20 protein-coding genes and 1 rRNA gene are annotated in these 24265 nt (G+C 73.4%); 5 read left to right on the top strand and 16 right to left on the bottom strand.

The features are described 5' to 3' along the window. Positions 1-71: 71 nt before the first annotated feature. The 4 genes from ald to ADK41_RS01550 form a co-directional block, all read right to left on the bottom strand. Positions 72-1196, bottom strand: a complete 1125-nt coding sequence (ald, locus tag ADK41_RS01565; protein ID WP_030825550.1) for an alanine dehydrogenase — start codon at positions 1194-1196, stop codon at positions 72-74. 136 nt (positions 1197-1332) lie between these two features. Then, entirely contained in the window at positions 1333-3393 is a 2061-nt protein-coding gene (locus ADK41_RS01560) for a tetratricopeptide repeat protein (RefSeq protein WP_030825547.1), read from the bottom strand. 163 nt (positions 3394-3556) lie between these two features. Further along, the gene (locus tag ADK41_RS01555) at positions 3557-4183 is read right to left on the bottom strand and encodes an NUDIX domain-containing protein (RefSeq protein ID WP_030825544.1); all 627 of its coding nucleotides are present in this window, start codon (positions 4181-4183) and stop codon (positions 3557-3559) included. Positions 4184-4301: 118 nt separating this feature from the next. Beyond that, positions 4302-5969, bottom strand: a complete 1668-nt coding sequence (locus tag ADK41_RS01550; protein WP_030825542.1) for a CTP synthase — start codon at positions 5967-5969, stop codon at positions 4302-4304. Between the two features lie 461 nt (positions 5970-6430). Here ADK41_RS01550 and ADK41_RS01545 point away from each other — a divergent pair, with 461 nt between their 5' ends. Further along, positions 6431-8233 carry a glycoside hydrolase family 15 protein gene (locus tag ADK41_RS01545; RefSeq protein ID WP_030825539.1) on the top strand — a complete coding sequence of 601 codons (1803 nt, stop codon included), beginning with the start codon at positions 6431-6433 and terminating at the stop codon, positions 8231-8233. Here the strand turns inward: ADK41_RS01545 and ADK41_RS01540 are convergent. Next, on the bottom strand, positions 8184-9197 hold the full coding sequence (locus ADK41_RS01540) for an LLM class F420-dependent oxidoreductase (protein WP_051843138.1): 1014 nt from the start codon (positions 9195-9197) through the stop codon (positions 8184-8186). The genes ADK41_RS01545 and ADK41_RS01540 overlap by 50 nt on opposite strands. 81 nt (positions 9198-9278) lie before the next feature. On the opposite strand from ADK41_RS01540, the gene ADK41_RS01535 reads away from it, so the two are divergent. Beyond that, positions 9279-10910 (top strand): PucR family transcriptional regulator, encoded by a 1632-nt coding sequence (locus ADK41_RS01535; RefSeq protein WP_030825533.1) that lies wholly within the window; start codon positions 9279-9281, stop codon positions 10908-10910. 15 nt (positions 10911-10925) lie between these two features. Here ADK41_RS01535 and ADK41_RS01530 read toward each other — a convergent pair whose 3' ends face one another. The 5 genes from ADK41_RS01530 to ADK41_RS01510 all read right to left on the bottom strand — a co-directional run bounded on the left by ADK41_RS01530 (position 10926) and on the right by ADK41_RS01510 (position 16203). Beyond that, a complete protein-coding gene (locus tag ADK41_RS01530) occupies positions 10926-12044 on the bottom strand; it encodes a glycosyltransferase family 4 protein (protein WP_030825530.1) in 1119 nt (372 codons plus the stop codon). Positions 12045-12237: 193 nt separating this feature from the next. Continuing rightward, positions 12238-13956, bottom strand: a complete 1719-nt coding sequence (gene recN, locus ADK41_RS01525) for a DNA repair protein RecN (RefSeq protein WP_030825527.1) — start codon at positions 13954-13956, stop codon at positions 12238-12240. A gap of 192 nt (positions 13957-14148) precedes the next feature. Next, positions 14149-15054 carry an NAD kinase gene (locus ADK41_RS01520; RefSeq protein ID WP_030825524.1) on the bottom strand — a complete coding sequence of 302 codons (906 nt, stop codon included), beginning with the start codon at positions 15052-15054 and terminating at the stop codon, positions 14149-14151. Further along, entirely contained in the window at positions 15051-15866 is an 816-nt protein-coding gene (locus tag ADK41_RS01515; RefSeq protein WP_030825522.1) for a TlyA family RNA methyltransferase, read from the bottom strand. Before ADK41_RS01515 ends, ADK41_RS01520 begins: the two co-directional genes overlap by 4 nt. 58 nt (positions 15867-15924) lie before the next feature. Beyond that, positions 15925-16203 carry a hypothetical protein gene (locus ADK41_RS01510; protein ID WP_030825520.1) on the bottom strand — a complete coding sequence of 93 codons (279 nt, stop codon included), beginning with the start codon at positions 16201-16203 and terminating at the stop codon, positions 15925-15927. A gap of 42 nt (positions 16204-16245) precedes the next feature. Here ADK41_RS01510 and ADK41_RS01505 point away from each other — a divergent pair, with 42 nt between their 5' ends. Then, positions 16246-16593 (top strand): sterol-binding protein, encoded by a 348-nt coding sequence (locus tag ADK41_RS01505; protein WP_030825518.1) that lies wholly within the window; start codon positions 16246-16248, stop codon positions 16591-16593. On the opposite strand, the gene ADK41_RS01500 is transcribed toward ADK41_RS01505, so the two are convergent. From ADK41_RS01500 to ADK41_RS01485, 4 genes are all read right to left on the bottom strand, one after another. Next, positions 16577-17458: an ABC transporter ATP-binding protein gene (locus ADK41_RS01500; protein ID WP_030825516.1), complete on the bottom strand. Its 882-nt coding sequence runs from the start codon at positions 17456-17458 to the stop codon at positions 16577-16579. The genes ADK41_RS01505 and ADK41_RS01500 overlap by 17 nt on opposite strands. After that, positions 17455-18492, bottom strand: coding sequence for a FecCD family ABC transporter permease (locus ADK41_RS01495; RefSeq protein WP_030825514.1), 1038 nt, complete (start codon positions 18490-18492; stop codon positions 17455-17457). The genes ADK41_RS01500 and ADK41_RS01495 overlap by 4 nt, the downstream gene beginning before the upstream one ends. Next, entirely contained in the window at positions 18489-19532 is a 1044-nt protein-coding gene (locus ADK41_RS01490) for a FecCD family ABC transporter permease (RefSeq protein WP_030825512.1), read from the bottom strand. The genes ADK41_RS01495 and ADK41_RS01490 overlap by 4 nt, the downstream gene beginning before the upstream one ends. Positions 19533-19660: 128 nt before the next feature. Next, the gene (locus ADK41_RS01485; RefSeq protein WP_030825510.1) at positions 19661-20689 is read right to left on the bottom strand and encodes an HAD hydrolase-like protein; all 1029 of its coding nucleotides are present in this window, start codon (positions 20687-20689) and stop codon (positions 19661-19663) included. Positions 20690-20761: 72 nt separating this feature from the next. Here ADK41_RS01485 and ADK41_RS01480 point away from each other — a divergent pair, with 72 nt between their 5' ends. Further along, positions 20762-22060 carry a DUF1015 domain-containing protein gene (locus ADK41_RS01480; RefSeq protein WP_030825508.1) on the top strand — a complete coding sequence of 433 codons (1299 nt, stop codon included), beginning with the start codon at positions 20762-20764 and terminating at the stop codon, positions 22058-22060. Positions 22061-22127: 67 nt separating this feature from the next. On the opposite strand, the gene ADK41_RS42425 is transcribed toward ADK41_RS01480, so the two are convergent. Beyond that, positions 22128-22850: a tetratricopeptide repeat protein gene (locus ADK41_RS42425; RefSeq protein WP_078941085.1), complete on the bottom strand. Its 723-nt coding sequence runs from the start codon at positions 22848-22850 to the stop codon at positions 22128-22130. Between the two features lie 60 nt (positions 22851-22910). Between ADK41_RS42425 and ADK41_RS42420 the strand changes: the two genes are divergently transcribed. Next, entirely contained in the window at positions 22911-24083 is a 1173-nt protein-coding gene (locus ADK41_RS42420; RefSeq protein ID WP_030825504.1) for a hypothetical protein, read from the top strand. Between the two features lie 86 nt (positions 24084-24169). Here the strand turns inward: ADK41_RS42420 and rrf are convergent. Beyond that, positions 24170-24265, bottom strand: a 5S ribosomal RNA gene (rrf, locus tag ADK41_RS01465); the annotation flags it as partial.

Below are 24265 nucleotides of genomic sequence, written 5' to 3'. Positions count from 1 at the left end.
GACGTTGACGACACATGTTGACGTATCGCCTTTGACGGTCGACGACTTGGTCGACTTACCGTCCCCGCGGCTCAGCCGAGCAGCGAGGCGAGCTCGACGTGCTCCAGGCCGTGCGCCTCGGCGACCTCCTTGTAAACCACCTTGCCGTCATGCGTGTTGAGACCCTTGGCGAGCGCGGGGTCGCGGCGCAGTGCCTCCACCCAGCCGCGGTCGGCGAGTTCGACGATGTACGGCAGCGTGGCGTTGGTGAGCGCGTAGGTGGAGGTGTTGGGCACCGCGCCGGGCATGTTGGCGACGCAGTAGAACACCGACTCGTGGACCTTGAAGGTCGGCTCGGCGTGCGTGGTCGGGTGGGAGTCCTCGAAGCAGCCGCCCTGGTCGATCGCGATGTCGACAAGGACACTTCCCGCCTTCATCCGCGAGACCAGCTCGTTGGTGACCAGCTTCGGCGCCTTGGCGCCCGGGACCAGCACCGCGCCGATCACGAGGTCGGCCTCCAGACAGGCCTTCTCCAGCTCGAAGGCGTTGGAGACGACGGTCTGTATCTTCGTGCCGAAGACCTTGTCGGCCTCCTTGAGCTTGTTGATGTCCTTGTCCAGCAGGGTCACGTGGAAGCCCATGCCGATGGCGATCTGCGCGGCGTTCCAGCCGGAGACGCCGCCGCCGATGACGACGGCCCGGCCGGCCAGCACACCGGGGACACCGCCGGGCAGCACACCGCGGCCGCCGTGGGCGCGCATCAGGTGGTAGGCGCCGACCTGGGTGGACAGCCGGCCCGCGACCTCGGACATCGGGGCGAGCAGCGGCAGCGCGCGGCCGGGCAGCTCGACGGTCTCGTAGGCGATCGCGGTGGTGCCGGACTCCAGGAGGGCGTCCGTGCACTCCTTGGACGCGGCCAGGTGCAGGTAGGTGAAGAGGGTCTGGTCCTTGCGCAGACGGTGGTACTCCTCCGCGACGGGCTCCTTGACCTTCAGCAGCAGGTCGGCGGCGGCCCAGACCTCGTCGGCGGCGTCCAGGATCTGCCCGCCTGCGGCGATGTACTCGCCGTCCGGGATCGAGGAGCCCACGCCGGCGCCGCGCTCGATGACGACCTGGTGGCCGTGGCGCACCAGTTCGTGGACGCCGGCGGGGGTGATGGCCACCCGGAACTCGTTGTTCTTGACCTCGCGGGGGATGCCGACCTTCACGTCGATCACGGTCCTTGGCTCAGAGGGCAGGGGGATATCACTACGCATACCCGGGCACGCAGGGGCACACCGGGAGAGACCGCAGAAGATTGCGCGGCAGAGCCAGTTTAATGAAGGTGTTCCCGCTGTCTAGCCTTTCATTGCTTCATTCTTCAGCGGATGAGCTACGGATTTCGCAGGCGTTAGCTCCGTGTTCCGGCTCGGAGTCCTCCTCCAGGGCCTCCTCTGCCAGCATGCGCTCGGCGGTGCCCCGGTGCAGCGCGGCCGACGCGGGGTCGCCGAGGTGCTGGAAGGAGTCGGCGAGCCGCAGGTGCAGCGCGGCCTGCAAGCGGGTGTCCTCGGCCCGGCCCGCCCACTCCACGGCCTCCTGGCAGGTGCGCAGCGACTCGTCGAGCCGCCCCGCGTACTCCTGCACCCGGGCCAGCTCGCTCAGCGCCCGCGCCTGCGCGGCCACGTCGCCGTTCCTGCGGTGACCGGCGACGGCCGCGCGCCAGTTGCGCAGTGCCTCGCCGTAGCGGCCCGCGTAGGTGTGGGCGGCGCCGATGCGGCCGTAGAGCCGGGCGGCGTCCTCGCCCTCGCCGCGGGCCAGCCGCTCGGTCAGAGCGCGGCCGAACCAGTCGGCGGCCCGGTCGTAGTCCCCCAGTTCCAGATGGGCGCCGCCCACGGATTCCATCGCGCGGCCGGTCGCGTACGGGTCGTTCGCCTCGCGTCCGGCGTCCAGCGCGGTCCGGTAGCGCCCCAGGGCGTCGGCGGTGCGGCCGGTGCGGGCGTCGAGGTCGCCGAGGTTCAGCAGGGCCGCCGCCCGCTCGCGGGGCAGGTTCCGGCGCTCGGCGACGTCGAGGACCAGGCCGTGGACGTCGTACAGGTCGCTCGCGGCGGCCCGGGTGCCGAAGTGCGCCACCATGGCCCGCACCAGCTGGGACATCAGGCGCCGGGCGAGGGTGTCCAGCTCCCCGTCGGCGACCGCGAGCCGCGCGGAGGCCAGCAGGGCGGGACGGCGTACGCGCAACCAGTCGGCGGCGGCCCGCGGGCCGGGGAAGCGCAGGGAGCGCGGCATCTCGAGGAGCTTCTCGCGCGCCCGGAGGCTGTCGGTCTCGGTGATGGCCCGGCACGACTGGAGCAGTCGTACCGTCCGCTCCAGCATCCGGGCGCGGGCCAGCTGGAGCTCGGCGGGCCGCTCGTGGTCCCGGGCGAGGGCGCTCAGCAGGGGGTGCAGACAGCACGGCACCTCGTACTGCGGCGACGACGAGCCGCCCACCGGGTGCAGCAGCCCGTGCGCGACGAAGTCGTCCAGGGTGGCGCGGGCGGACTCCACCGAGCAGCCGGCGAGGGCGGCGGCGGTGTGCGGGTCGACCAGACCGGCCGGGGCGAGGCTGAGCAGCCGAAGGGTGCGGGCGGCCGACGCGGGCAGCGAGGCGTGCACGAGCCTCAGGACGCGGCCGACGACGGTGCCCTGGCCGAGGTCCGCGTTCAGTTGCCCGGCGAGGTCGGCGACGGCGGCCTTGGGCCGGGCGGCGAGCCAGCCCCCGGCCAGCACCAGGGCGGCCGGCTGCCCCTGGCACTGCTCGGCGAGCCGTTCGGCGGCCCGGGGGTCGACCGTGACACGCACCGATCCGGTGAACCGGGACAGCACCTCCACCGCGGACTTGGTGTCGAGGCCGCCGAGGGTGCAGGGGCGGACGTCCGCGATGCCGGTCAGCGGACCCGCGGAGACGACGACGGCCAGGCAGTCCGGGTTGTCCGGCAGCAGCGCGTCGACCTGCTCGGCGTCGGCCGCGTCGTCCAGCAGGAGCAGCACCCGGCGGTCGGCCAGCGCGGTGCGCAGCGCCTCGCCGAGCTCGTCCTCGGCGGCCCCGGCGGGGGCGGGCGCCTCCAGCGCGTCGAGCAGCTCCCGCGCGGCGCGCCCGACGGGCACGCGCGTGCCGTCGGGTTCGCTCAGCCGGGCGCGCAGCACGCCGTCGGGGTAGCGGTCGGCGACCTGGCGCACGAGTTCCCCGGCGAGGGCGCTCCGGCCGGAGCCGGGCCGGCCGGCGATGAGCAGCACACGCGCGCGGGGCGCCTTGCGGCCGGAGAGGGTGTCCAGTCCCGCGCGCTCGATGTCGGCGCGCAACTCCTTCAACTCCCTCGTACGGCCCAGGAATCGACCCTCGTCGGCGGCGTCCCGAAGGAGCCGCGCACCGTCTGGGTCCACCGCCTGATCCGCCACGGGCCTCACTCCCGTCCCACCGCGCGCGCAAGCCCGCCGGGACTCCGGACCGGGCGTTTTCCAGAGCCTAGTTCACGCTCTGCGACGTTCCCGGTGGAGCGCGGCGGGCACATCCCCCGATCGGATCAGCCGATGGTCATATCACCGTGTGCGCGGGAGGGAATCAGGCCTCGAACGGACGCGCCGGCCAGGGCGCCTCAGCCGGACGCAGCGCGTCCAGGCCGTCACCGGCCCGCGCGGCGACCAACGAGAGGACGCCCACCACCAGGCAGTTGTTGTGCAGCTCGCCGGCCAGCACACCACGCACCAACTCCTCGGCCGGGACCCGGGCCAGCTCCATGTCGGCCTCCTCGTGCTCGACCTCGAAGCGCGCGCCCTCGGCCTCGGACAGCCCCCGGGCCAGGAAGATCCGTACGGCCTCGTCGCAGCCGCCGGGCGTGGTGTAGACGTCGGTCAGCACCCGCCAGTCCTCCGCCTTGAGGTGCGCCTCCTCGTACAGCTCGCGCTGGGCGGCGTGCAGCGGGTTCTCGCCGGGGACGTCGAGCAGGCCGGCCGGGATCTCCCACAGCTTGTGGCGCACGGGGTGGCGGTACTGGCGCAGCACCAGGACCCGGTCGGCGTCGTCGAGGGCGAGCACGGCCACGGACCCCGGATGGACCTGGTAGTCGCGGTGGACCACGCTCCCGTCGGGCATGACCACGTCGTCGGTGCGGACGGAGGTCTTGTTGCCCGTGAACGGGGTCGCGGTCCCGCGGATCTCCCACTCTTCCGGGGTGTCCTTGATCGTCATGGCTGTCCTTCCCGACGTACGGCGGTCGTGCGCGTGCCGTGCGTGAACATGTGCGAAAAAGTGGCCGGGGCGCGCACCTTCGAGGGTCCGCGCCCCGGCCACCGTACAACCGGGTGTGTTACTTCGAGATCTTCCGCTCGACCGAGGCCTTCACCAGGCCCGCGAAGAGCGGGTGCGGACGGGTCGGACGCGAGCGCAGCTCCGGGTGCGCCTGGGTCGCGACCAGATACGGGTGGACCTCGCGCGGGTACTCGACGTACTCGACGAGCTTGCCGTCCGGGGAGGTGCCGGAGAAGACGATGCCCGCCTTCTTCTCCAGCTCCGCGCGGTAGGAGTTGTTCACCTCGTAGCGGTGCCGGTGGCGCTCCTCCACGTACTCCTTGCCGTCGTACACCTCGCGCACGATCGAGCCCTCGGCCAGCTTCGCCGGGTACATGCCGAGCCGCATGGTGCCGCCCATGTCGCCCTCACCGGCGACGATGTCCATCTGCTCGGCCATGGTGGAGATCACCGGGTGGGCGGTGCCCGGGTCGAACTCGGTGGAGTTGGCGTCCGAGATGTCCGCGAGACTGCGCGCGGCCTCGATCACGATGCACTGCAGGCCCAGGCACAGGCCCAGCAGCGGGATCCGGTTCTCGCGGGCGTACTTGATCGCGCCGACCTTGCCGAGCACACCGCGGTCGCCGAAGCCGCCCGGGATGCAGATGCCGTCGACGTCGCCGAGCTGCGCCTGGGCGCCGGCCGGGGTCTTGCAGTCGTCGGAGGTGACCCACTTGATCTTCACGCGGGCCTTGTGGGCGAAGCCGCCCGCGCGCAGCGCCTCGATGACCGAGAGGTAGGCGTCGGGCAGGTCGATGTACTTGCCGACCAGGGCGAGGGTGATCTCGTGGTCGGGGTTGTGGACGCGGTCGAGCAGGTCGTCCCAGGTCGTCCAGTCCACGTCCCGGAACGGCAGGTCCAGCTTGCGCACCACGTAGGCGTCCAGGCCCTCGGAGTGCACGACCTTCGGGATGTCGTAGATCGAGCGGGCGTCGGGGCAGGCGACCACGGCGGCCTCGTCGACGTCGCACATCAGCGAGATCTTCCGCTTGATCGCGGTCGGCACCTCGCGGTCGCAGCGCAGCACGATCGCGTCCGGCTGGATGCCGATGTTGCGCAGCGCCGCGACCGAGTGCTGGGTCGGCTTCGTCTTCAGCTCGCCCGAGGGGCCGATGTACGGCAGGAGCGAGATGTGCACCACGAACACGTTGTCGCGGCCGACCTCGTGCCGGACCTGGCGGACGGTCTCCAGGAACGGCAGCGACTCGATGTCGCCGACCGTGCCGCCGACCTCCGTGATCACCACGTCGACCTCGTCGGTCGCCATGCGGCGGATGCGGTGCTTGATCTCGTTGGTGATGTGCGGGATGACCTGGACGGTGTCGCCCAGGTACTCGCCGCGCCGCTCCTTGGCGATCACCGTCGAGTACACCTGGCCGGTGGTGACGTTGGCGGAGCCGTCGAGGTCGCGGTCGAGGAACCGCTCGTAGTGGCCGATGTCCAGGTCGGTCTCGGCGCCGTCGTTGGTGACGAACACCTCACCGTGCTGGAAGGGGTTCATCGTGCCCGGGTCGACGTTGAGGTACGGGTCGAGCTTCTGCATCACGACGCGCAGACCCCGGGCCTTGAGCAGCATGCCCAGGCTGGAGGCGGTGAGCCCCTTGCCGAGCGAGGAGGCGACACCCCCGGTGACGAAGATGTGCTTGGTCGTCGAAGCTGAGCCGTTTCGGAAAACAGCGGGCGGCATGGCCAAGAGGGGGCTCCCGTGGTCGCGGCTTGTGGGTGCGGTTCCGGGGCTTTCTGGCCCACCGGTCCACGGGCTACCAGCGTAACAGCGCCGCGGGGCGATGGCTCCCGGCCACGCTCCGCGCACGCGCCGCCACGGACGATCACCGCACACGGGGCCCTCACCCCTTGGTCACTCGTTCGGCGGACCCGGGTTGTCCCGAGCGGCACACAGATCATCTACGTGCGTCGTATCCTGCTCGGACACTCGCTGCCGAGCCCGGCCGGCCGAACGGCACCACCCCCGCCCGTGACTTCCGGAACAACGTGAGCTCGTCAGTTCGTTGAGCAGAGATCGACGCTTTGCCCCCGCGGCCGAGCGACTGTTGTGCCTCACGGCTCAACGCCGTATTTACAAGACCCCTTGACCGCACTAGCGACAGCCCCTTGCGGGGTGACGTGGCCGTTCGACTGGAGTTGCACGTGGCCGGGCGCATCGAAGACTACGCACTCATCGGAGACATGCAGACCGCCGCGCTGGTCTGCCGGGACGGCACGGTGGACTGGCTGTGCCTGCCCCGCTTCGACTCCCATGCCATCTTCGCCGGCCTGCTGGGCACCGAGGAGCACGGCTTCTGGCGGCTGGGTCCCGCGCACGCCGAGGACGCCGAGCCGCCCACGGCGACCCGGCGCGGCTACCGCGGCGACTCGCTGATCCTGGAGTCGGAGTGGGACACCCCGCGCGGCACGGTCCGGGTGACGGACTTCATGCCCCCGCGCGACGGCGCCCCGCAGCTGATCCGCATCGTGGAGGGCCTCTCCGGCCGGGTGCCCATGCGCTCCGCGCTGCGGATGCGGTTCTCCTACGGCAGGATCGTCCCCTGGGTGCACCGGCACGAGGGGCGCACGGTCGCCGTCGCGGGCCCGGACTCCGTGTGGTTCGACACCTCCGTGGAGACCTACGGCGAGTCGCTGACCACGTACGCGGACTTCACCGTCGCGCCGGGCGAGCGGATCGCGTTCACCGTCTCCTGGGAGCCCTCGCACAAGCAGCCGCCGCCGCTGCCGGAACCGGAGCAGTCGCTGGAGGCGACCGAGGAGTTCTGGCGCGAGTGGGTGGAGCACTGTACGTACCACGGCCCCTACCGGGAGGCCGTGATCCGCTCCCTGATCACGCTCAAGGCGCTGACGTACGCCCCCACCGGCGGCATCGTGGCCGCGCCCACCACCTCACTGCCGGAGGACATCGGCGGCGTCCGCAACTGGGACTACCGCTACACCTGGCTGCGGGACGCGGCGATCACCCTGTCCTCGCTGCTGCGCACCGGCTACCGTGAGGAGGCCCGCGCCTGGCGCGAGTGGCTGCTGCGCGCGGTGGCCGGCGACCCGGAGAACCTGCAGATCATGTACGGCATCGCCGGTGAGCGCGAGCTCGGCGAGGCGGAGCTGGACTGGCTGCCCGGCTACGAGAACTCCGCCCCGGTCCGGGTGGGCAACGGCGCGGCGCACCAGCTCCAGCTGGACGTGTACGGCGAGGTCACCGAGGCCCTGCACCTGGCCCACATGACCGGTCTGGCCCGCAACGACTACGCCTCGCTGCTCCAGCTGAAGCTGATCCGCTACCTGGAGAAGCACTGGCAGGAGCCGGACGAGGGCATCTGGGAGGTGCGCGGCCCGCGCCGCCACTTCGTGCACTCCAAGGTGATGGCCTGGGTCGCCGTCGACCGCACCATCAAGCTGATCGAGTCCGGCGACGCCGACGGCCCGGTGGAGCAGTGGAAGCAGCTGCGCGACGACATCCACCGGGACGTGTGCGAGAAGGGCTACGACAGGCAGCGCAACACCTTCACCCAGTCCTACGGCTCCAAGGAGCTGGACGCCTCCCTGCTGCTGATCCCGCAGGTCGGTTTCCTGCCGCCGGACGACAAGCGCGTGATCGGCACCATCGAGGCGATCCAGCGCGAGCTGTCCACGTCCGACGGGTTCATCCTGCGCTACCCGACGGAGGGCACGGACGAGGGCGTCGACGGCCTGCCGGGCGACGAGGGCGCGTTCCTCGCCTGCTCGTTCTGGATGGCGGACGACCTGGCGATGATCGGCAGGGTGGACGAGGCGCGGAAGCTCTTCGAGAAGCTGCTCTCCCTGCGCAACGACCTCGGCCTGCTGGCGGAGGAGTGGGACCCGCACCTCAAGCGCCAGGTCGGCAACTTCCCGCAGGCCTTCAGCCACGTCCCCCTCATCGACACGGCCCTGCGGCTGACGGCCTCGGGGGCGTACGGCGGCTGAGGCCCCGTCGCTCCGGCGCGAGCGCCGTCAGGGTGCGCTCGCCGCCGGGGTCGCCCGCCGTGGCGGGGACCAGGGCGATCTCGTCCAGGCCGGCCGCCGCGTAGGCCTCCATGCGGGCCCGTACCGCGTCGGGGGCGCCGATCAGGCCGACCGTGGCCGCGGCCTCGGCCGGCAGGGCCCGCAGCAGCGTGTCGGCGCCGGCCCCCGCACGGGCCAGGTCGACCGCCTCGCCGAAGCCCGCCGCCGCGAACATCTCGCGGTAGCCGGGCACCGTGAGGTAGCCGGCGACGCCGCGCAGGACCTGAGTGAGCGAGGCGGGGTCGGGGTCGACGGCGGCCGGCACCCAGGCGGCCAGTCGCGGCGGGGTGCGGCCGGCCCGCTCGGCCGCGTCGTGCAGCTTGGCGCGCAGGACGCGGACCTGTTCCGGGGAGACGACGTCCAGGAGCATCCGATCGGCGTGCGCGGCGGCCGTGGCGATCGCCCGGTCCCCGAACGCGGCCACCGTGAGCGGACCGCCGGGCGGTCGCTGCCGGCGCCGGAATCCGCTGCCGGGCACGACCGGCTCGCCGGGCTCCCCGTGCAGCAGCGCCCGCAGGGCGGCGGCCGTCTCCTCCAGCACAGCGGCCGGACGGACCCGGGGCCGGCCGTGCACGCCCTCGACGACCCGCTTGCTGGAGGTGCCCAGCGCCACGCCCACCGGGCGCCCGGTGACCGCGGCCGCCGAGGCGGCGCCCCGGACGAGGCTGTAGGCGTCGCGGACCGACACCGCCACCGGACCGGCGGTCAGGGCGACCCCGCCGGTGGCCCGCCCGACCGCCGTGGCCAGCACGAACGCGTCCCAGGTCGGCCCCTCGCCGAGCCACACCTCGCCGTATCCGAGCCGGTCGGCGACCGCCGCGACCCGCAACGGCTCCTCGACGGGGCTGTCGTCCTCACGCGCCGCGGCGACCACGCTGATCTCCATGGCCGCGCCCCTACCCGTCCGTGGCCGCGCCAACCCGGCCCGAGGATGTACCGGTGACATCCGCGCAGGTAGCGTCCGGGTATGGAGAGCGGATACGACACCCGGGGCGCCGGGATCACCGTGCGGCGGGCGCTGGAGCTGCCCGGACTGCGCGGTGGGCTGCCGGAGGTCGTGGCGGGCGCCGACCGGCTGGGGCGCACGGTGCGCTGGGTGCACGCCGGTGAGGTGCCCCACATCGCCTCGCTGCTCAAGGGCGGCGAGCTGCTGCTGACCACCGGGTACGGGTTCGGCACCCGCCCCGCCGACCAGCGGGCGTTCGTGCGCACGCTGGCCGAGCGGGGCATCGCGGCCCTCGTCGTCGAGCTCGGCCCGCGCATCGCCCGGCTGCCCGCCGCCCTCGTCGACGCGGCCCGGGCGGCGGGGCTGCCGCTGGTCCAGCTGCACCGCGAGGTGCCGTTCGTGGCGGTCACCGAGGAGATCCACACCGAGATCGTCAACGGGCACTACGCGCTGCTGCGACGCGCGGAGGAGGTGCACCGCCGGTGCACCGAGGCGCTGCTGGGCGGCGGCGGGGTCCCCCGGGCGCTGGAGATCCTCGCCGGGTTCACCGGCAACCCGGTGTTCCTGGAGACGACCGACGGCCGGCTGTTGTACGCGGCCGGTAAGGGGCCCGAGGGCGCGGACCCGCTCCAGGTGTGGGAGGGGCTGCGCGACCGGCACCAGGACGATCCGCCGGCCGGTTCGGCGCTCGTGGACGTACCCGGCGGCGGCCCCGGCAGCGGTGGCGTACGGGCGCGCCTGGTGCTGCTCCCGGTGCGCAGCGCGCCGGAGCCGGTGCACCGCATGGCGGCCGAGCGGGCGGCCGGTCTGCTCGCCGTGGTGCTGATGCAGGCGCGTCAGGAGGAGGAGCTGGCGGCGCGGGGGCGCGGGGACTTCCTCACCGACCTCGCCGAGGGCCGCGTCGACGCGGCGGACGCGCCCGCGCAGGCGCGCGTGCTGGGCTTCAAGCCGGGCTCCGGGCCGCTGCTGCCGGTGGTGATGCGGTTCGGCGACGCGCTGTCCCCGCAGGGCGGCGGCTGGGCGGTGCTGGCCCGCGCGGTGGGCGAGGAACTGGCCGCGCTCGGGGTGCCGGTCCTGCTGGGTGTGCGGCCGGTGGAGGGGCGGGTGCCGCTGCTGCTGGGGCTGCGCGCGGAGACGGAGCGGCGGGCGGTCGCGGACCGGGTGGCGGCGGCGCTGCGGGCGGGCGCGGAGCGGGCGGGGATGCCGCGGCCCGGAGGCCGGCCGCCCGTCGTGGTGGTCGGGCCGGCCGGCGGCTGGGCGGCGGCGTCCACGGGCCTGCGGCACGCGGCGGAGACGGCGACGGCGGCGCAGGGGCTGCCGGACCGCCTCTGGCACGACGCCCGGCGGCTGGACATCGACCTGCTGCTGTGGCGGTTGCGCGACCATCCGGACCTGGCGGACTTCGTGGACCGCGCGATCGGTCCGGTGCTGGACCACGACCGCCGCTCCAAGCCGCCTCTGCTGCCCACCCTGGAGAGCTATCTGGCGCACGCCGGACGCAAGGCGGAGACGGCCCGCGAACTCCACCTGAACCGGCAGACGCTCTACAACAGGCTCGCCCGCATCGGCGAGTTGCTGGCCGCCGACCTCGACGACCCGCACACGGCCTTGGCCCTGGGCCTGGCTCTGCGGGCGCGACGGCACGTGCCCTGACCGGAGGCCCGCGGTTCAGAGCGGCCGGGGCTGGGTCAACTCGTCGTACACGCTCAGCACCTGGGCGACCGTCTCGTCCTCGGTCGGCCAGGTGGCGGCCTGTCGCACGCCCCGCTCCCCGAGCAGGTCCCGGCGCCCGGGATCGTCCAGCAGCCGCACGACGGCGTCCGCGAACGCCCGCGCGTTGCCGTACGGGACGAGTTCGGCGGCGTCGCCGACGAGTTCGGGGATGCCGCCGACGGCGGTCGCGACGAGCGGAACGCGCGCGTGGAGGGCCTCCTGGGCGAGCGGCGAGCGCGACTCCCACCGGCTCGGCAGCAGCGCGACGTCGGCGGCGGCCAGCAGATCGGTGATGTCGTCGCGCCGTCCGATGAGCCGGACCGGCAGCTCCTCGTCCTCGATCCTGCGCTGGAGTTCGCCGCGCAGCGGCCCCTCCCCGGCGAGCACCACCAGCGGCACGGGGTCGAGGCGCCGCCACGCGTGCGCGGCGTCCAGCAGGACGTCGTAGCCCCGGCGCCGTTCGAGGGAGCCGACGGCGATGAGCAACGGGCGGCCGACGGCGCCGAGTTCGGCCCGGACCTTGGGCCGCAGCCGGTCGGGGTCGTCCGGCGCCGGGGAGGTGCGGGGCCCGGGCAGGGACACGGCGGCCAGCCGGGCGTCCCGTGCGCCCGTGCGGCGCGCCCGGTCGACGAGGGCGGAGGTGGTCCCGAGCACCACGGTGGCCGCCTTGGCGACCCGCCGCTCCAGCACGCGCAGGAAGTGGGCGCGCGGCCCGTCGGCGTACGCCCGGTCGTACCAGGTCACGACCAGCGGGGTACGCCGTCCGCTCAGGGCCAGCACGGTGCGGAAGGAGGCGTGCAGCCCGTGCGCGTGGACCAGGTCGGCGCCCGTGCAGGCGGCCCGGAGCGCGGCCACCGACCCCGGGTCGCTGCTGCGCGGCACGTGCACGTGGTCGGCGCCGACGCCGGTGAAGTCGTAGGTGTGATCCGCCTCCAGGGGGGCGCACACCGTGACCCGCACGCCCCTCGCGACGAGCCCCGCGGTCAGCGAGCGCACATGGGCGCCGCCGGCGGCGTTGCCACCGCCCAGCACCTGCACGGTGCGCAGCGGTGAGTGGCTGCTCACGGGGATCACGTGGCCGGGCTCCTGGTTCGGTTCGTGCGGTCCCGAAGAACGTACAGAAGGATCGGGCGCGTTCCTCGCCGTACTCCGTCAAGAATGCCAGGATGTACGGCCGTTCCGGTGACGCCGGCCTTCCGAGCCCGGGCCCGCACCGGATCGCAAGTCACCCACACGAGTGACGGAACCTCGCCCTCCTCCGGTGCGGCTACGCGTCCGCCCGTGCCGTCGCCAGCAGCTCCTCCGCATGGGCGCGTGCCGTCTCGGAGTTCTCCTGGCCGGCGAGCATGCGGGAGAGCTCGCGGATGCGGTCCTCGCCCTCGAGCACCTTCACGCCGGAGCGGGTGACCGAACCGTCATGGGTCTTCTCCACCAGCAGCTGCCGGTCGGCGAACGCGGCCACCTGGGGCAGGTGCGTGACGACCACGACCTGCGCCGTCTTCGCCAGCTTCGCGAGCCGCCGGCCGATCTCGACCGCCGCCTTGCCGCCGACACCGGCGTCGACCTCGTCGAAGAGGTACGTCGGCACCGGGTCCGTGCCCGCGAACACCACCTCCACGGCCAGCATCACGCGCGACAGCTCACCGCCCGACGCGCCCTTGGCGATGGGCCGGGGCGGCGCTCCGGGGTGCGGGGCGAGCAGCAGCTCGACCTCGTCCACACCCGACGGCCCGTAGGCCACCGTGCGCCCGTCCACCTCGACGCCCTCCGGGTCCTCGGTCTGCCGGATGTCGAACGACACGCGCGCGTGCGGCATCGCGAGCGAGGCCAGCTCGGCGGTGACCGCCGACGCGAACCGCTGTGCCGCCTCCGTCCGCGCGTCCGTCAGCTCCTGCGCCAGGACGCCCAGCTCCGCGCGGAGCGCGTCGCGCTCCGCGGTCAGCTCCCCGATCCGCTCGTCGTCGCCGTCCAGTTCGGTCAGCCGCGCGGCGCCCTGCTCGGCCCACTCCAGCACCGACGCGATGTCCTCGCCGTACTTCCGGGTCAGCCCGGTGAGCGCGGCCCGCCGCTCCTCCACCGCCGCCAGCCGCAGCGGATCGGCGTCCAGGTCGTCGGCGTACCCCGCCAGCTCCCCGGCCACGTCGCGCAGCAGGATGCCGACCTCCCCGATCCGGTCGGTCAGCGCGGCCAGCGCCGGATCGTGCGCCCGTACGGCCTCCAGGGCCCGCTGGGCGCCCGCGACGAGCGTCCCGGCGTCCACGCCCTCGGGGTCCTCCGGATTGCCCGCCAGCGCGGCGTGCGCGACCGCCGCGGCGGACGCCAGCGCCTCGGCGTGCCCGAGCCGCTCGGCCTCCTCCGCCAGCTCCACGTCCTCGCCCGCGCGGGGCTCCACGGCGGCGATCTCCTCCAGCCCGAAGCGCAGCAGGTCGGCCTCCTGGGCCCGCTCACGCGCGCGCGTGGTGATCTGTTCCAGCTCCGTGGTGACGGCCCGCAGCCGCTTGTACGCCTCTCCGTACCTGCCGAGCGGCGCGGCGACCGCGTACCCGGCGTACCGGTCCAGCGCCTGCCGCTGCCGGGACAGCTTCAGCAGCCCCTGCTGGTCGGTCTGCCCGTGCACGGCCACCAGGTCGTCGGCGAGCTCGGCGAGCAGCCCCACGGGCACGCTCCGCCCGCCCAGGTGCGCCCGTGACCGCCCCTCGGCGGAAACCGTCCGGCTGACCAGCAGCGTCCCGTCGTCGAGCTCGGCCCCGGCCTCCTCGGCGCGTACGACGGCCCCGGAGGTCTCGGGGACGGCGATCCGCCCCTCGACCACCGCGTTCCGCGCGCCGATCCGCACCAGGGCCGCATCCGCCCGTCCCCCCAGCAGCAGGCCCAGGCTGGTGACCACCATGGTCTTGCCCGCACCCGTCTCACCGGTGACGGCGGTGAACCCGGGCGACAACTCGACGACAGCGTCATCGATGACCCCGAGCGACCGTATCCGCATCTCCTCAAGCACGCACACGACCTTACGAGGTCCGAGCCGGGGAGTGCGACCGCCCCGCCCCTTGTCACCCGGGGGAGCAGACCTCCCTCAGGGGCGCGGGGCTGTCTCGACATGCGGCTTCCGCCGCGTGGGCGCGACAGACCACGAACAACCCGCACCCGCCAACGCTGCGAAACCACCCCATCGGGATGGCTAATGAGGCGCCCCACGCCACCCCGACACGGGCAACGCGAACTTCGCGACCAGCCGGTCGGTGAACGAGGCATGGTGCAACCGGGCCAACCGCACCGGCACGGCTCCCCGCCGCACCTCCACCCGGGCTCCCGCCGGCAACTCCACCGTCCGCCGCCCGTCGCACCACAGCACCCCCGGCGGGATGTGCGGCAGCACCTCCACCGCCAGCACCGAGTCCGGCGAGGTCACCAGCGGTTTGGCGAACAGCGCGTGCGCCGAGATCGGCACCATCAGCAGCGCCTCGACCTCCGGCCACACCACGGGCCCGCCCGCGGAGAACGCGTACGCGGTGGACCCGGTGGGGGTCGCGCACACGATCCCGTCGCAGCCGAACCCGGTGACCGGCCGCCCGTCGATCTCCAGGACGACCTCCAGCATCCGCTCGGCGGACACCTTCTGCACGGCCGCCTCGTTCAGCGCCCAGTCCGTGTGCACGATGTCGCCGTTGCGGTGCACGACGACGTCGACGGTCATCCGCTCCTCGACCTCGTACGCCCGGCTCACCACCCGGTCGACGACCTTGTCCAGGTCGTCCCGCTCGGCCTCGGCGAGGAACCCGACCCGTCCGAGGTTGACGCCCAGCATGGGCACCCCGGAGGCGCGGGCGAACTCGGCGCCGCGCAGCAGCGTGCCGTCACCGCCCAGCACGATCAGCAGCTCGCAGTCGTCCAGGCACTGCGGGGTGGCCTCCTTGACGGTCTGCACGTCGTCCGGGAGCGGCAGGTCGCGGGCCTCGTCCTCCAGGACCCGCACCCCGAGGCCGGAGCGCAACAGGCCCTTGACCACGAGCTCGGCGCTGCGGATGGCCGCGGGCCGCCCGGTGTGGGCCAGCAGGAAAACAGTACGAGCTCGGTTCTGTGTCAACGCGGCCCCTCCGCAACAGCACGGTCAACGTCGGCCGGGTCCGGTTCCGGAGCCCCGGCCCGCAGCCACAGGAAGTATTCGACATTCCCGGAGGGCCCGGGCAGCGGACTCGCCGTCACGCCCTGCACTCCGAGCCCCAGCTCCCAGGCCCGGTCGGCCACCCCGCGCACGGCCTCGGCGCGCAGCTGCGGGCTGCGGACGACCCCGCCACCGCCCAGCCGATCCTTGCCCACCTCGAACTGCGGTTTCACCATCATCACCAGGTCGGCGTCCGGTTTCACGCACCGCTTCAGCGCGGGCAGCACCAGTCCGAGCGGAATGAAGGACAGATCCCCCACGACAAGATCCACAGGCTCCCCATCGATGACCTCGAGCGTCAACTCCCGTACATTCGTACGGTCCTTGACGGTGACGCGTTCATCCTGCCGCAGAGTCCAGGCGAGTTGTCCGTATCCGACGTCCACGGCGACCACGTGCGCCGCCCCGGCCCGCAGCAGGACGTCGGTGAAGCCACCGGTGGAGGCGCCGGCGTCGAGCGCCCGCCGCCCCCCGACGACCAGCCCCCGCGGCACGAAGGCGTCCAGGGCGCCGGCCAGCTTGTGGCCGCCGCGCGAGACGTAGTCCGGGTCGCCGGCGTCCTCGGCGACGACGATCGCGGCGGCGGTCTCCACCTGCGTGGCGGGCTTGGTCGCGACCGCCTTGCCGACACTGACCCGCCCGGCGGCGATCAGCTGGCTGGCGTGCTCACGCGAGCGCGCGAGCTTACGGCGGACCAGCTCCGCGTCGAGACGGCGGCGTGCGACTCCTGCCACGTTCGGTTCAGCTCCTGTGTTCGTGTGCCGAATGGCACGGGTGGCCCGAAGGGCCTCGTCAAGGGGTGGTGGTCGGGTGACGGGTGGACCCCGGGCGGGCGTCGAGCGCGGTGAGCGCGTCGCGCAGCCCTCGGTGTACATCCTCGTACACCTCGACGTGGCCGTCCGTGGTGAGGTGGTCGGCGTCGGCCAGCCGCTCCACGCGGGCGTCGACCTCGGGGTGGCCGGTGGGGGCGCGCGGCACCCCCAGGGGCGCGGGGGCGGCGGGGTCGTCCTCGGGCGGCGGCTGCACGGCGCCCGGGCCCGTGCCCTCCGCCTCCGGCACTGCGTCGTTCATGCCCCGACGCTACCGCGAACGTCCGGTGTACCGTCGTCCGCGATGGCCACGATCGAGGAGTGCCGTACCGCACTCGACCAGCTTGCGGACAGCCTGCGGGGCGCCGAGGGGGACGTCCGCGCGGCCGCGGCGATGGACCGCTCGGTCAGCTGCCACGTCACCGACCTGGACGTGACCTTCGCCGGCCGGCTGACCGGCGGCCGGATCGAGGTGCACGACACGTTTCCCGGCCCGCCGCGCGAGAAGGCGCAGATACGGCTCGCGATGACGGGCGACGACCTGGTGGCCCTGGTCGGCGGCGAACTGCACTTCGCCAGGGCCTGGGGCTCGGGCCGGGTGCGCCTCGAGGCGGGTCTGCGGGACCTGTTCCGCCTCAGGAGACTCCTGTAGCCCCCACCTTCTCCCCCGCGCCCTTCGCCCGCGCCGTGCGGGCGGCCGGCACCACCAGCGGGGTGCCCGTCTCGGGATCGTCGATGACCTGGCAGCGCAGTCCGAAGACCTCCTCGACCAGACCGGCGGTGACGATGTCCTTCGGGGCGCCCTGGGCGATGACCTTCCCCTGGCGCAGGGCGACGAGGTGGGTGGCGTACCGGGCGGCGTGGTTGAGGTCGTGCAGCACGGCGACGAGGGTGCGTCCCTGCTCCTCGTGCAGTTCCGCGCACAGGTCGAGCACGTCGATCTGGTGCTGGATGTCGAGGAACGTGGTCGGTTCGTCGAGGAGCAGCAGCGGGGTCTGCTGGGCCAGCGCCATGGCGATCCACACGCGCTGCCGCTGACCGCCGGAGAGCTCGTCGACGTGGCGTTCCGCCAGCTCGGCGACGCCGGTGCGGGCCATCGACTCCTGGACGACGCGCTCGTCCTCGGCGGACCACTGGCGCAGCAGGCCCTGGTGCGGGTACCGGCCGCGGCCCACCAGGTCGCCGACGGTGATGCCGTCGGGCGCGATGGACGACTGGGGCAGCAGGCCGAGGGTGCGGGCGACCTTCTTGGCCGGCATCGACTGGATGACCTGCCCGTCGAGCAGGACCCGCCCCTCACTCGGCTTGAGCATCCGCGACAGCGCCCGCAGCAGCGTCGACTTGCCGCACGCGTTGGGGCCGACGATCACGGTGAAGGAGTTGTCCGGTATCTCCACCGACAGCTGTTCGGCGATGACCCGCTGGTCGTAGGCCAGGGTGACGTTCTCGGCGGACAGTCGGTTCACGGTGCTCCTTCGGTGGTTCGTCCCGCTGCCGGCGGTGGTGCCGGCGCTCATATCCGGCCCGCTTTGCGCTCGGTGACCAGCAGCCACAGCAGATAGACACCGCCGAGCACGCCGGTGACCACGCCCACGGGCAGCTGCTCGGCGCCGAACGCCCGCTGCGACGCCAGGTCGGCGGTGACCAGGAGGGCGGCGCCCATGCACAGCGACGCGGCGAGGTTGGGGCCGGGCGAACGGGTCAGGCGCCGGGCGAGCTGCGGCGCGGTGAGCGCGACGAAGCCGACCGGTCCGGCGGCGGCGGTCGCGGACGCGGTGAGCAGCACGGCCGCCAGCATCAGCAGCAGCCGTACGCGCTCCACGCGCACGCCGAGGGCGTACGACACGTCGTCGCCCATCTCCATCATCCGCAGGCCGCGCGAGTTGGCCAGGACCAGCGGCACGAGGACGGCGCACAGGGCGAGCAGCGGCCAGACCTGGTCCCAGTCCCGGCCGTCGAGGGATCCGGTCATCCACACGACCGCGCGGGCGGCGTCGACGATGTCGGACCTGGTGAGCAGATAGCCGTTGACCGCCGTGACGATCGCCGAGACACCGATGCCGACCAGGACCAGGCGGTAGCCGTGCACGCCCCGCTTCCAGGCGAGCGCGTAGATGGCGAAACCGGTCACCAGTCCGCCGGCGAGCGCGCCGAGGGCGACCTGGCCGGCGCTCCCGGAGAACAGCACGATCACCGTGAGGGCGCCGGCCGTCGCCCCCTGTCCGAGGCCGAGCACGTCCGGGCTGCCCAGCGGGTTGCGGGAGACGGACTGGAACAGCGCGCCGCCGAGTCCGAGGGAGGCGCCGACGAGCAGTCCGACCAGGACCCGGGGCAGCCTGAGCTCGGTGACGATGAACTCCTGGCCGGGGTCGCCCTCGCCGACGAGGGTCCGCAGGACGTCTCCGGCGGGGATCGGGAAGTCGCCGGTGCCGATCAGCACCACGCTCGCGGTGAGCGCCGCGAGGAGGAGCAGGACGACGACGGTGAGGGCGCGCACGTCCAGCCGGACCGAGAGGCCGCCGGGAGTCCGCACCGCGCGGTTGGTCTTCACAGCTGGGCCGTCCTCCGCCGTCGCACGAGAAAGATGAAGACCGGGCCGCCGAGGATCGCGGTGACGATGCCGACCTGGAGTTCGGCGGGCCGGGCCACGATCCGGCCGATCACATCGGCGCCGAGCAGCAGCACGGGCGACAGGACCGCCGCGTACGGCAGGATCCAGCGCAGGTCGGGTCCGGTGAAGGAGCGCACGATGTGCGGCACCATCAGGCCGACGAAGACGATCGGCCCGCAGGCGGCGGTCGCGGCCCCGCACAGCACGGTCGCGGCGAGCATGGACAGCGCCCGGGTGCGGTTGAGGTTGGCGCCGAGGGCCTCGGCGGTGTCGTCGCCCATGGCCATGGCGTTGAGCGGCCGGGCGAGCGCCAGCGCCAGCAGGGAGCCGGCCAGCAGGAACGGCAGCACCTGGGTGACGGTCGAGTCGGTCGCCGAGGCCAGCGAACCCACCGTCCAGAAACGCATCCTGCCGAGCGCGGCGTCGTCCAGGATCATGATGGCCTGGAGATAGCCGTACAGCGCCGCGCTGATGGCCGTGCCGGCGAGCACCAGCCGCACCGGCGTCGCACCCCGGCTGCCGCCGAGGAACCACACCAGCGCGCCGACGGCCGCCGCGCCGAAGAAGGCGAACCACACGTATCCGGACAGCGAGGTGACGCCGAAGAAGGTGATGGCGGTGACGACGGCGGCGGACGCGCCCGCGTTGAGGCCGAGCAGTCCGGGATCGGCCAGCGGGTTGCGGGTGAGCGCCTGCAGGACCGATCCCGCCAGGCCGAGCGCGGCTCCTGCGAGCACCCCGAGGACGGTCCGTGACAGCCTGTCGGCCACGACGACGTCGCCGTAGGTGCCCGAGTCCTCGAACAGGCCGTGCCAGACCTGCTCCAGGGACAGCTCCTTCGCACCGATCGCGATGCTCGCCAGCGCGACGAGCACCAGGATCACGGCGGAGACGAGCAGCCCGAGGACGCGTACCGCCCGGCGGTTCGGGGGCGCGGGGGCGGTCTCCGCGCGCTGTTCGGGGGGACTCTCGACCAACACGCAGTTAGGTTAGCCTACCCTCGCAATCGATCAAGCTTCCCGGACCCGGCTTCCCGGACGGCACGGCGGGCCCCGGAGGGTCCCGGAGGGTCCCGGAGGGTCCCGGGGCCCGGGACCCTCCGGGGTCCTCATAGTCCCAGCCGTGCCAGCGCCTTCCCGCCGTCCAGCTCGCACGCACCGTCCCCGGCCGCCGTCCACGCCGCCGCGCACAGCGCGCGCAGCCCGTCCAGCGCGCCGCCGTCGCCCTCCAGCTCCAGTTCCCCGGCGCCGGCCGTCGCCGTCCAGCCACCGCACCGGAACCCGTCGCCCGCCCGGGCGACCTCCGGCTGCCCGGTGAGCATCCCGCGCAGATCGGCGTCGACGTACGTCGGCCGGTGCTGCGGCGGCGCGGCGAGCAACCGCGCGCCGTCCGTCACACCGGTCAGCACCAGCAGCGAGTCCACCTCGCCGTTGAACGCGCCCTCGATGTCCGTGTCCAGCCGGTCCCCCACCACCAGCGGCCGCTCGGCGCCCGTCCGCAGGACCGTCTCCCGGTGCATCGGCGGCAGCGGCTTGCCCGCGACCTGCGGCTCGGCGCCCGTGGCGATCCGTACGACCTCCACCGCCGCGCCGTTGCCCGGGGCGATGCCCCGGCCGCTGGGAATCGTCAGGTCGGTGTTGGACGCGAACCACGGCAGCCCGCGCGCCACGGCGTACGACGCCTCCGCGAGCCTCCCCCACGGCAGCTCGGGCCCGCCGTACCCCTGCACGACCGCCACCGGGTCGTCGTCCGCCGACTCCACCGGCGCCAGTCCGCGCTCACGCAGCGCCACCCGCAGCCCCTCACCGCCGATCACCAGCACCCGGGCGCCCCGCGGCACCTGCTCAGCGACCAGCCGCGCGACCGCCTGCGCGGAGGTGATGACGTCGCCGGCCTCCGCCGGTATCCCCAGCTCGGTCAGATGAGCGGCCACGGTGTCCGGGGTGCGCAGGGCGTTGTTGGTCACGTAGGCGAGACGCATACCGCCCGCACGGGCCGTGGCCAGCGACTCGACCGCGTGGACGATCGCGCTCCCGCCCGCGTACACCACGCCGTCGAGGTCGAGCAGCGCCGTGTCGTACGCCTCGTTCAGGGCCTGCCCACTGCCCTCGGGCCTCGTCCTGACGCTCCGGCTCATTCCGCATCGCTCCTCGTTCGACGGCTTTCCCCCGATCATCCCCCATGCCACCGGCCCCCGTACGATGCCGGGATGGACACTGCAGGTCACTCGACGGCAAAGGCGCCCCGGGGCCTGGAACTCACCCCGTTCCGAGGCCTTCGTTACGACCCCGACCGGGTCGGCAGCCTGGCCGCCGTGACATCCCCGCCGTACGACGTCGTCGTCCGCCCCGACGGCCTGCACCACCTCCAGTCCGCCGACCCGTACAACATCGTCCGGCTGATCCTGCCCGAGGCCGGCACGCCCGAGGCGCGCAACGCCCAGGCCGCCGACACACTGCGCCGCTGGCGCGCGGAGGGGGTCCTGACCGCCGACCCGGAGCCCTGCCTGTACGTCTACGAGCAGCGCGACGGCGACGGCATGGTGCAGCGCGGCGTCATCGGCGCGCTGCGCGTCTCCGATCCCGACGAGCGGCTGGTGCTGCCGCACGAGGACGTCATGCCGCACGTCGTCGCCGACCGCGCGGACCTGATGCGGGCCACCTCCGCCAATCTCGAACCGCTGCTGCTCACCTACCGGGGCGACGGGGACGGCGGTCCGGCTGCCGTCACGGCCGACCTGGTCGAACGCACGGCCGGTCGGCGGCCCCTGCTGGCGACCACCACGGAGGACGGTTTCCACCACCGTCTGTGGTCCGTCACCGACCCCGTCGACCTGGCCGCGGTCCAGCGGGAACTCTCCGGCCACCAGGCTCTCATCGCCGACGGCCACCACCGCTGGGCGACCTACCGGCGCCTCCGAGCGGAGCACTCCTCCCCCGGCCCCTGGGACCACGGCCTGGTCCTCCTCGTCGACACGGCCCGTTATCCCCTGCGCGTCCGCGCCATCCACCGGCTGCTGCACGGTCTGCCAGTCGCGGACGCCGTCGCCGCGCTCGACGGCCTGTTCCGCGTCCGCCGCCTGGACGCGCCGCCGGCCGAGGCGATGAACGCCCTCGCCGAGGCCGCCTCGGCGGGCAACGCCTTCCTCCTCGCCGGGGACGGCGCCTTCCATCTCGTCGACCGCCCGGACCCGGAGCTGCTGGCCCGCACGATCCCGGCGGACCGTCCGGTGGCCTGGCGCACCCTGGACGCGACGGTCCTGCACGCCACGCTCCTGGAGCATGTCTGGCGTGTCCCCGACTCCCCCGCCCGCATCGCGTACATCCACGACACGGCGGCCACGGTCGAGAAGGCGGAACGCGACGGCACAACGGCCGTCCTGATGCACCCGGTGCACGAGGACGTCGTCCGCGACCTGGCCCGCCAGGGCGTCATGATGCCGCGCAAGTCGACGTCGTTCGGACCGAAACCGGCGTCGGGTCTGGTCCTGCGCGCGCTCGACCTGTGACGAATGCGACGAAGGGGCGGGTCTCCACGGAGACCCGCCCCTTCGTCACTGTCCCGCGCCTCGGACGTCAGTCCTTGTCGTCCGCGTTCGCGGTGTCGTCGGCCTCGCCCTCGTCGAGCGCGTCCACGAACTCCACGCCGTCCAGCTCGGCCAGCCGGTCGGAGGCGTCCGTGCTGCCGTCCCGGTCGGCCTCCACGGCCTTGGCGAACCACTCCCGTGCCTCGCCGCTCCGGCCGGCGGCGTGCAGCGCGTCGGCGTAGGCGTAGCGCAGCCGCGCGGTCCACGGCTGGACCGAGTTGGACGCCAGCTCGGAGCTCTGCAGCGTCACGATCGCCGCGTCCAGCTGGCCCATGTCACGTCGGGCGCCGGCCGCGACGAGCCGCATCTCGACCTGCCCGGCCTTGTCCAGCTTCTGCACCTCGGGCGCCCCGGCCATGTCCAGCGCCTTCTCCGGCCGGCCGAGCCCGCGCTCGCAGTCGGCCATGAGGGGCCACAGCTCCACGGTCCCGGTCATCCGCCGCGCGGCCCGGAACTCGGCGAGCGCCTCGGCGTACTTCTGGTTCGCGTACGCGGCGAACCCGGCGGCCTCCCGTACGGCGGCGACACGGGAGGCCAGCCGCAGGGCCACCCTGGAGTAGCCGTACGCGCTCTCGGGGTCCTCGTCGATCAGCCGGGCGACCATCACCAGGTTCTTGGCGACGTCCTCCGCGAGCGTCTTGGGCAGGCTCTGCAACTCCTGCCGTACGTCCTTGTCGATCTCCTCGCCCGTGACGTCCTCGGGGATCGGCAGCCGCTTGATCGGCTCCCGGTCCCGGTCGCGGTCCCTGTCCTCGCGGAACCGCCCGCCACCGTGCCGGTCGTCACGCCCACGGAACCCACCGGGCCGCCCACCCCGGTCGTCACGCCGCGGCCCGCGCCCACGGTCGTCGCGCCCACGGTCCTCACGGCCGCGGAAGCCACCGCGCTCACCGCCACGGTTGTCGTCCCGACGGAAGCCACCGCGCTCACCGCCACGGTCGTCCCGGCCCCGGAAAGCACCGCGCTCTCCACCGCCCCGGTTGTCGTCGCGGCGGAAGCCGCCACGGTCATCACGGCGGTCATCGCGGCCACGGAAGCCACCACGCTCACCGCCGCGGTTGTCGTCGCGGCGGAAGCCGCCACGGTCATCACGGCGGTCATCACGGTGGAAACCACCGCGGTCGCCACCCCGGTCGTCACGGCGATCAGCACCCCGGTCATCGCGACGGAAGCCACCGCGGTCGTCACCTCGCCGGTCATCACGACGGCCGTAACCCCGATCGTCGTCCCGCCGGAAACCGCCACGCTCACCACCACGACTGTCATCGCGACGGAAACCACCGCGGTCGCCACCCCGGTCGTCACGACGGAAGCTACCGCGGTCGCCACCCCGGTCATCACGGCGATCAGCACCCCGGTCATCACGGCGGTCATCGCGACGGAAACCGCCACGGTCGCCACCCCGGTCAGCACCCCGGTCATCGCGACGGAAGCCACCGCGGTCGTCACCTCGCCGGTCATCACGACGGCCGTAACCCCGATCGTCGTCCCGACGGAAACCGCCACGCTCACCACCACGACTGTCATCGCGACGGAAACCTCCGCGCTCACCGCCACGGTCGTCGCGCCCCCGGAAGCCACCGCGCTCTCCACCGCCGCGATTGTCGTCGCGGCGGAAGCCGCCACGGTCGCCACCCCGGTCATCGCGACGGAAGCCACCGCGGTCGTCACTTCGCCCGTCGTCACGACGGCCGTAACCCCGATCGTCGTCCCGACGGAAACCGCCACGCTCACCACCGCGGTTGTCGTCCCGTCCGCGGAAGCCACCACGCTCCGGCCGGCCACCGGTGCGGTCGTCCCGCCGGAAGCCACGGTCACGGTCATTGCCCCGCCCCGGGCCGCCGCGCTGGCCACTCCGGTCGGAGCGCTCAGGACGGTCACCACTGTCCCGTCGCCGCTGGTCGCGCTCCGGTCGGTCGTCGGGAGAGTTGGTGGACATCGGTGACTCCTGTCTTCGGTACTGCAAGCATAAATAAAAAAGGACCCCTGGCCCCAGCTGAACGCTGGTGACCAGGGGTCCTTCCAAAGATTGTTCGGCGGCGTCCTACTCTCCCACAGGGTCCCCCCTGCAGTACCATCGGCGCTGTAAGGCTTAGCTTCCGGGTTCGGAATGTAACCGGGCGTTTC

The sequence above is a fragment of the Streptomyces caelestis genome (assembly GCF_001279005.1).
GTDB classification, from domain to species: domain Bacteria; phylum Actinomycetota; class Actinomycetes; order Streptomycetales; family Streptomycetaceae; genus Streptomyces; species Streptomyces heliomycini.
The sequence above is the reverse complement of the archived record's forward strand: the minus strand, read 5'-3'. Positions and strand labels throughout refer to the sequence as shown.

Coding starts and splice junctions, on each gene's coding strand:
- ADK41_RS01540 (WP_051843138.1), bottom strand. CDS start 9,197: ATGGAGATCAGCGTGGTCGCCGCGGCGCGTGAGGACGACAGCCCCGTC.
- ADK41_RS01500 (WP_030825516.1), bottom strand. CDS start 17,458: ATGAGCGCCGGCACCACCGCCGGCAGCGGGACGAACCACCGAAGGAGC.
- ADK41_RS01480 (WP_030825508.1), top strand. CDS start 20,762: ATGGACACTGCAGGTCACTCGACGGCAAAGGCGCCCCGGGGCCTGGAA.
- ADK41_RS01505 (WP_030825518.1), top strand. CDS start 16,246: ATGGCCACGATCGAGGAGTGCCGTACCGCACTCGACCAGCTTGCGGAC.
- ADK41_RS01510 (WP_030825520.1), bottom strand. CDS start 16,203: ATGAACGACGCAGTGCCGGAGGCGGAGGGCACGGGCCCGGGCGCCGTG.
- ADK41_RS01485 (WP_030825510.1), bottom strand. CDS start 20,689: ATGAGCCGGAGCGTCAGGACGAGGCCCGAGGGCAGTGGGCAGGCCCTG.
- ADK41_RS01535 (WP_030825533.1), top strand. CDS start 9,279: ATGGAGAGCGGATACGACACCCGGGGCGCCGGGATCACCGTGCGGCGG.
- ADK41_RS01550 (WP_030825542.1), bottom strand. CDS start 5,969: ATGCCGCCCGCTGTTTTCCGAAACGGCTCAGCTTCGACGACCAAGCAC.
- ADK41_RS01555 (WP_030825544.1), bottom strand. CDS start 4,183: ATGACGATCAAGGACACCCCGGAAGAGTGGGAGATCCGCGGGACCGCG.
- recN (WP_030825527.1), bottom strand. CDS start 13,956: ATGCGGATACGGTCGCTCGGGGTCATCGATGACGCTGTCGTCGAGTTG.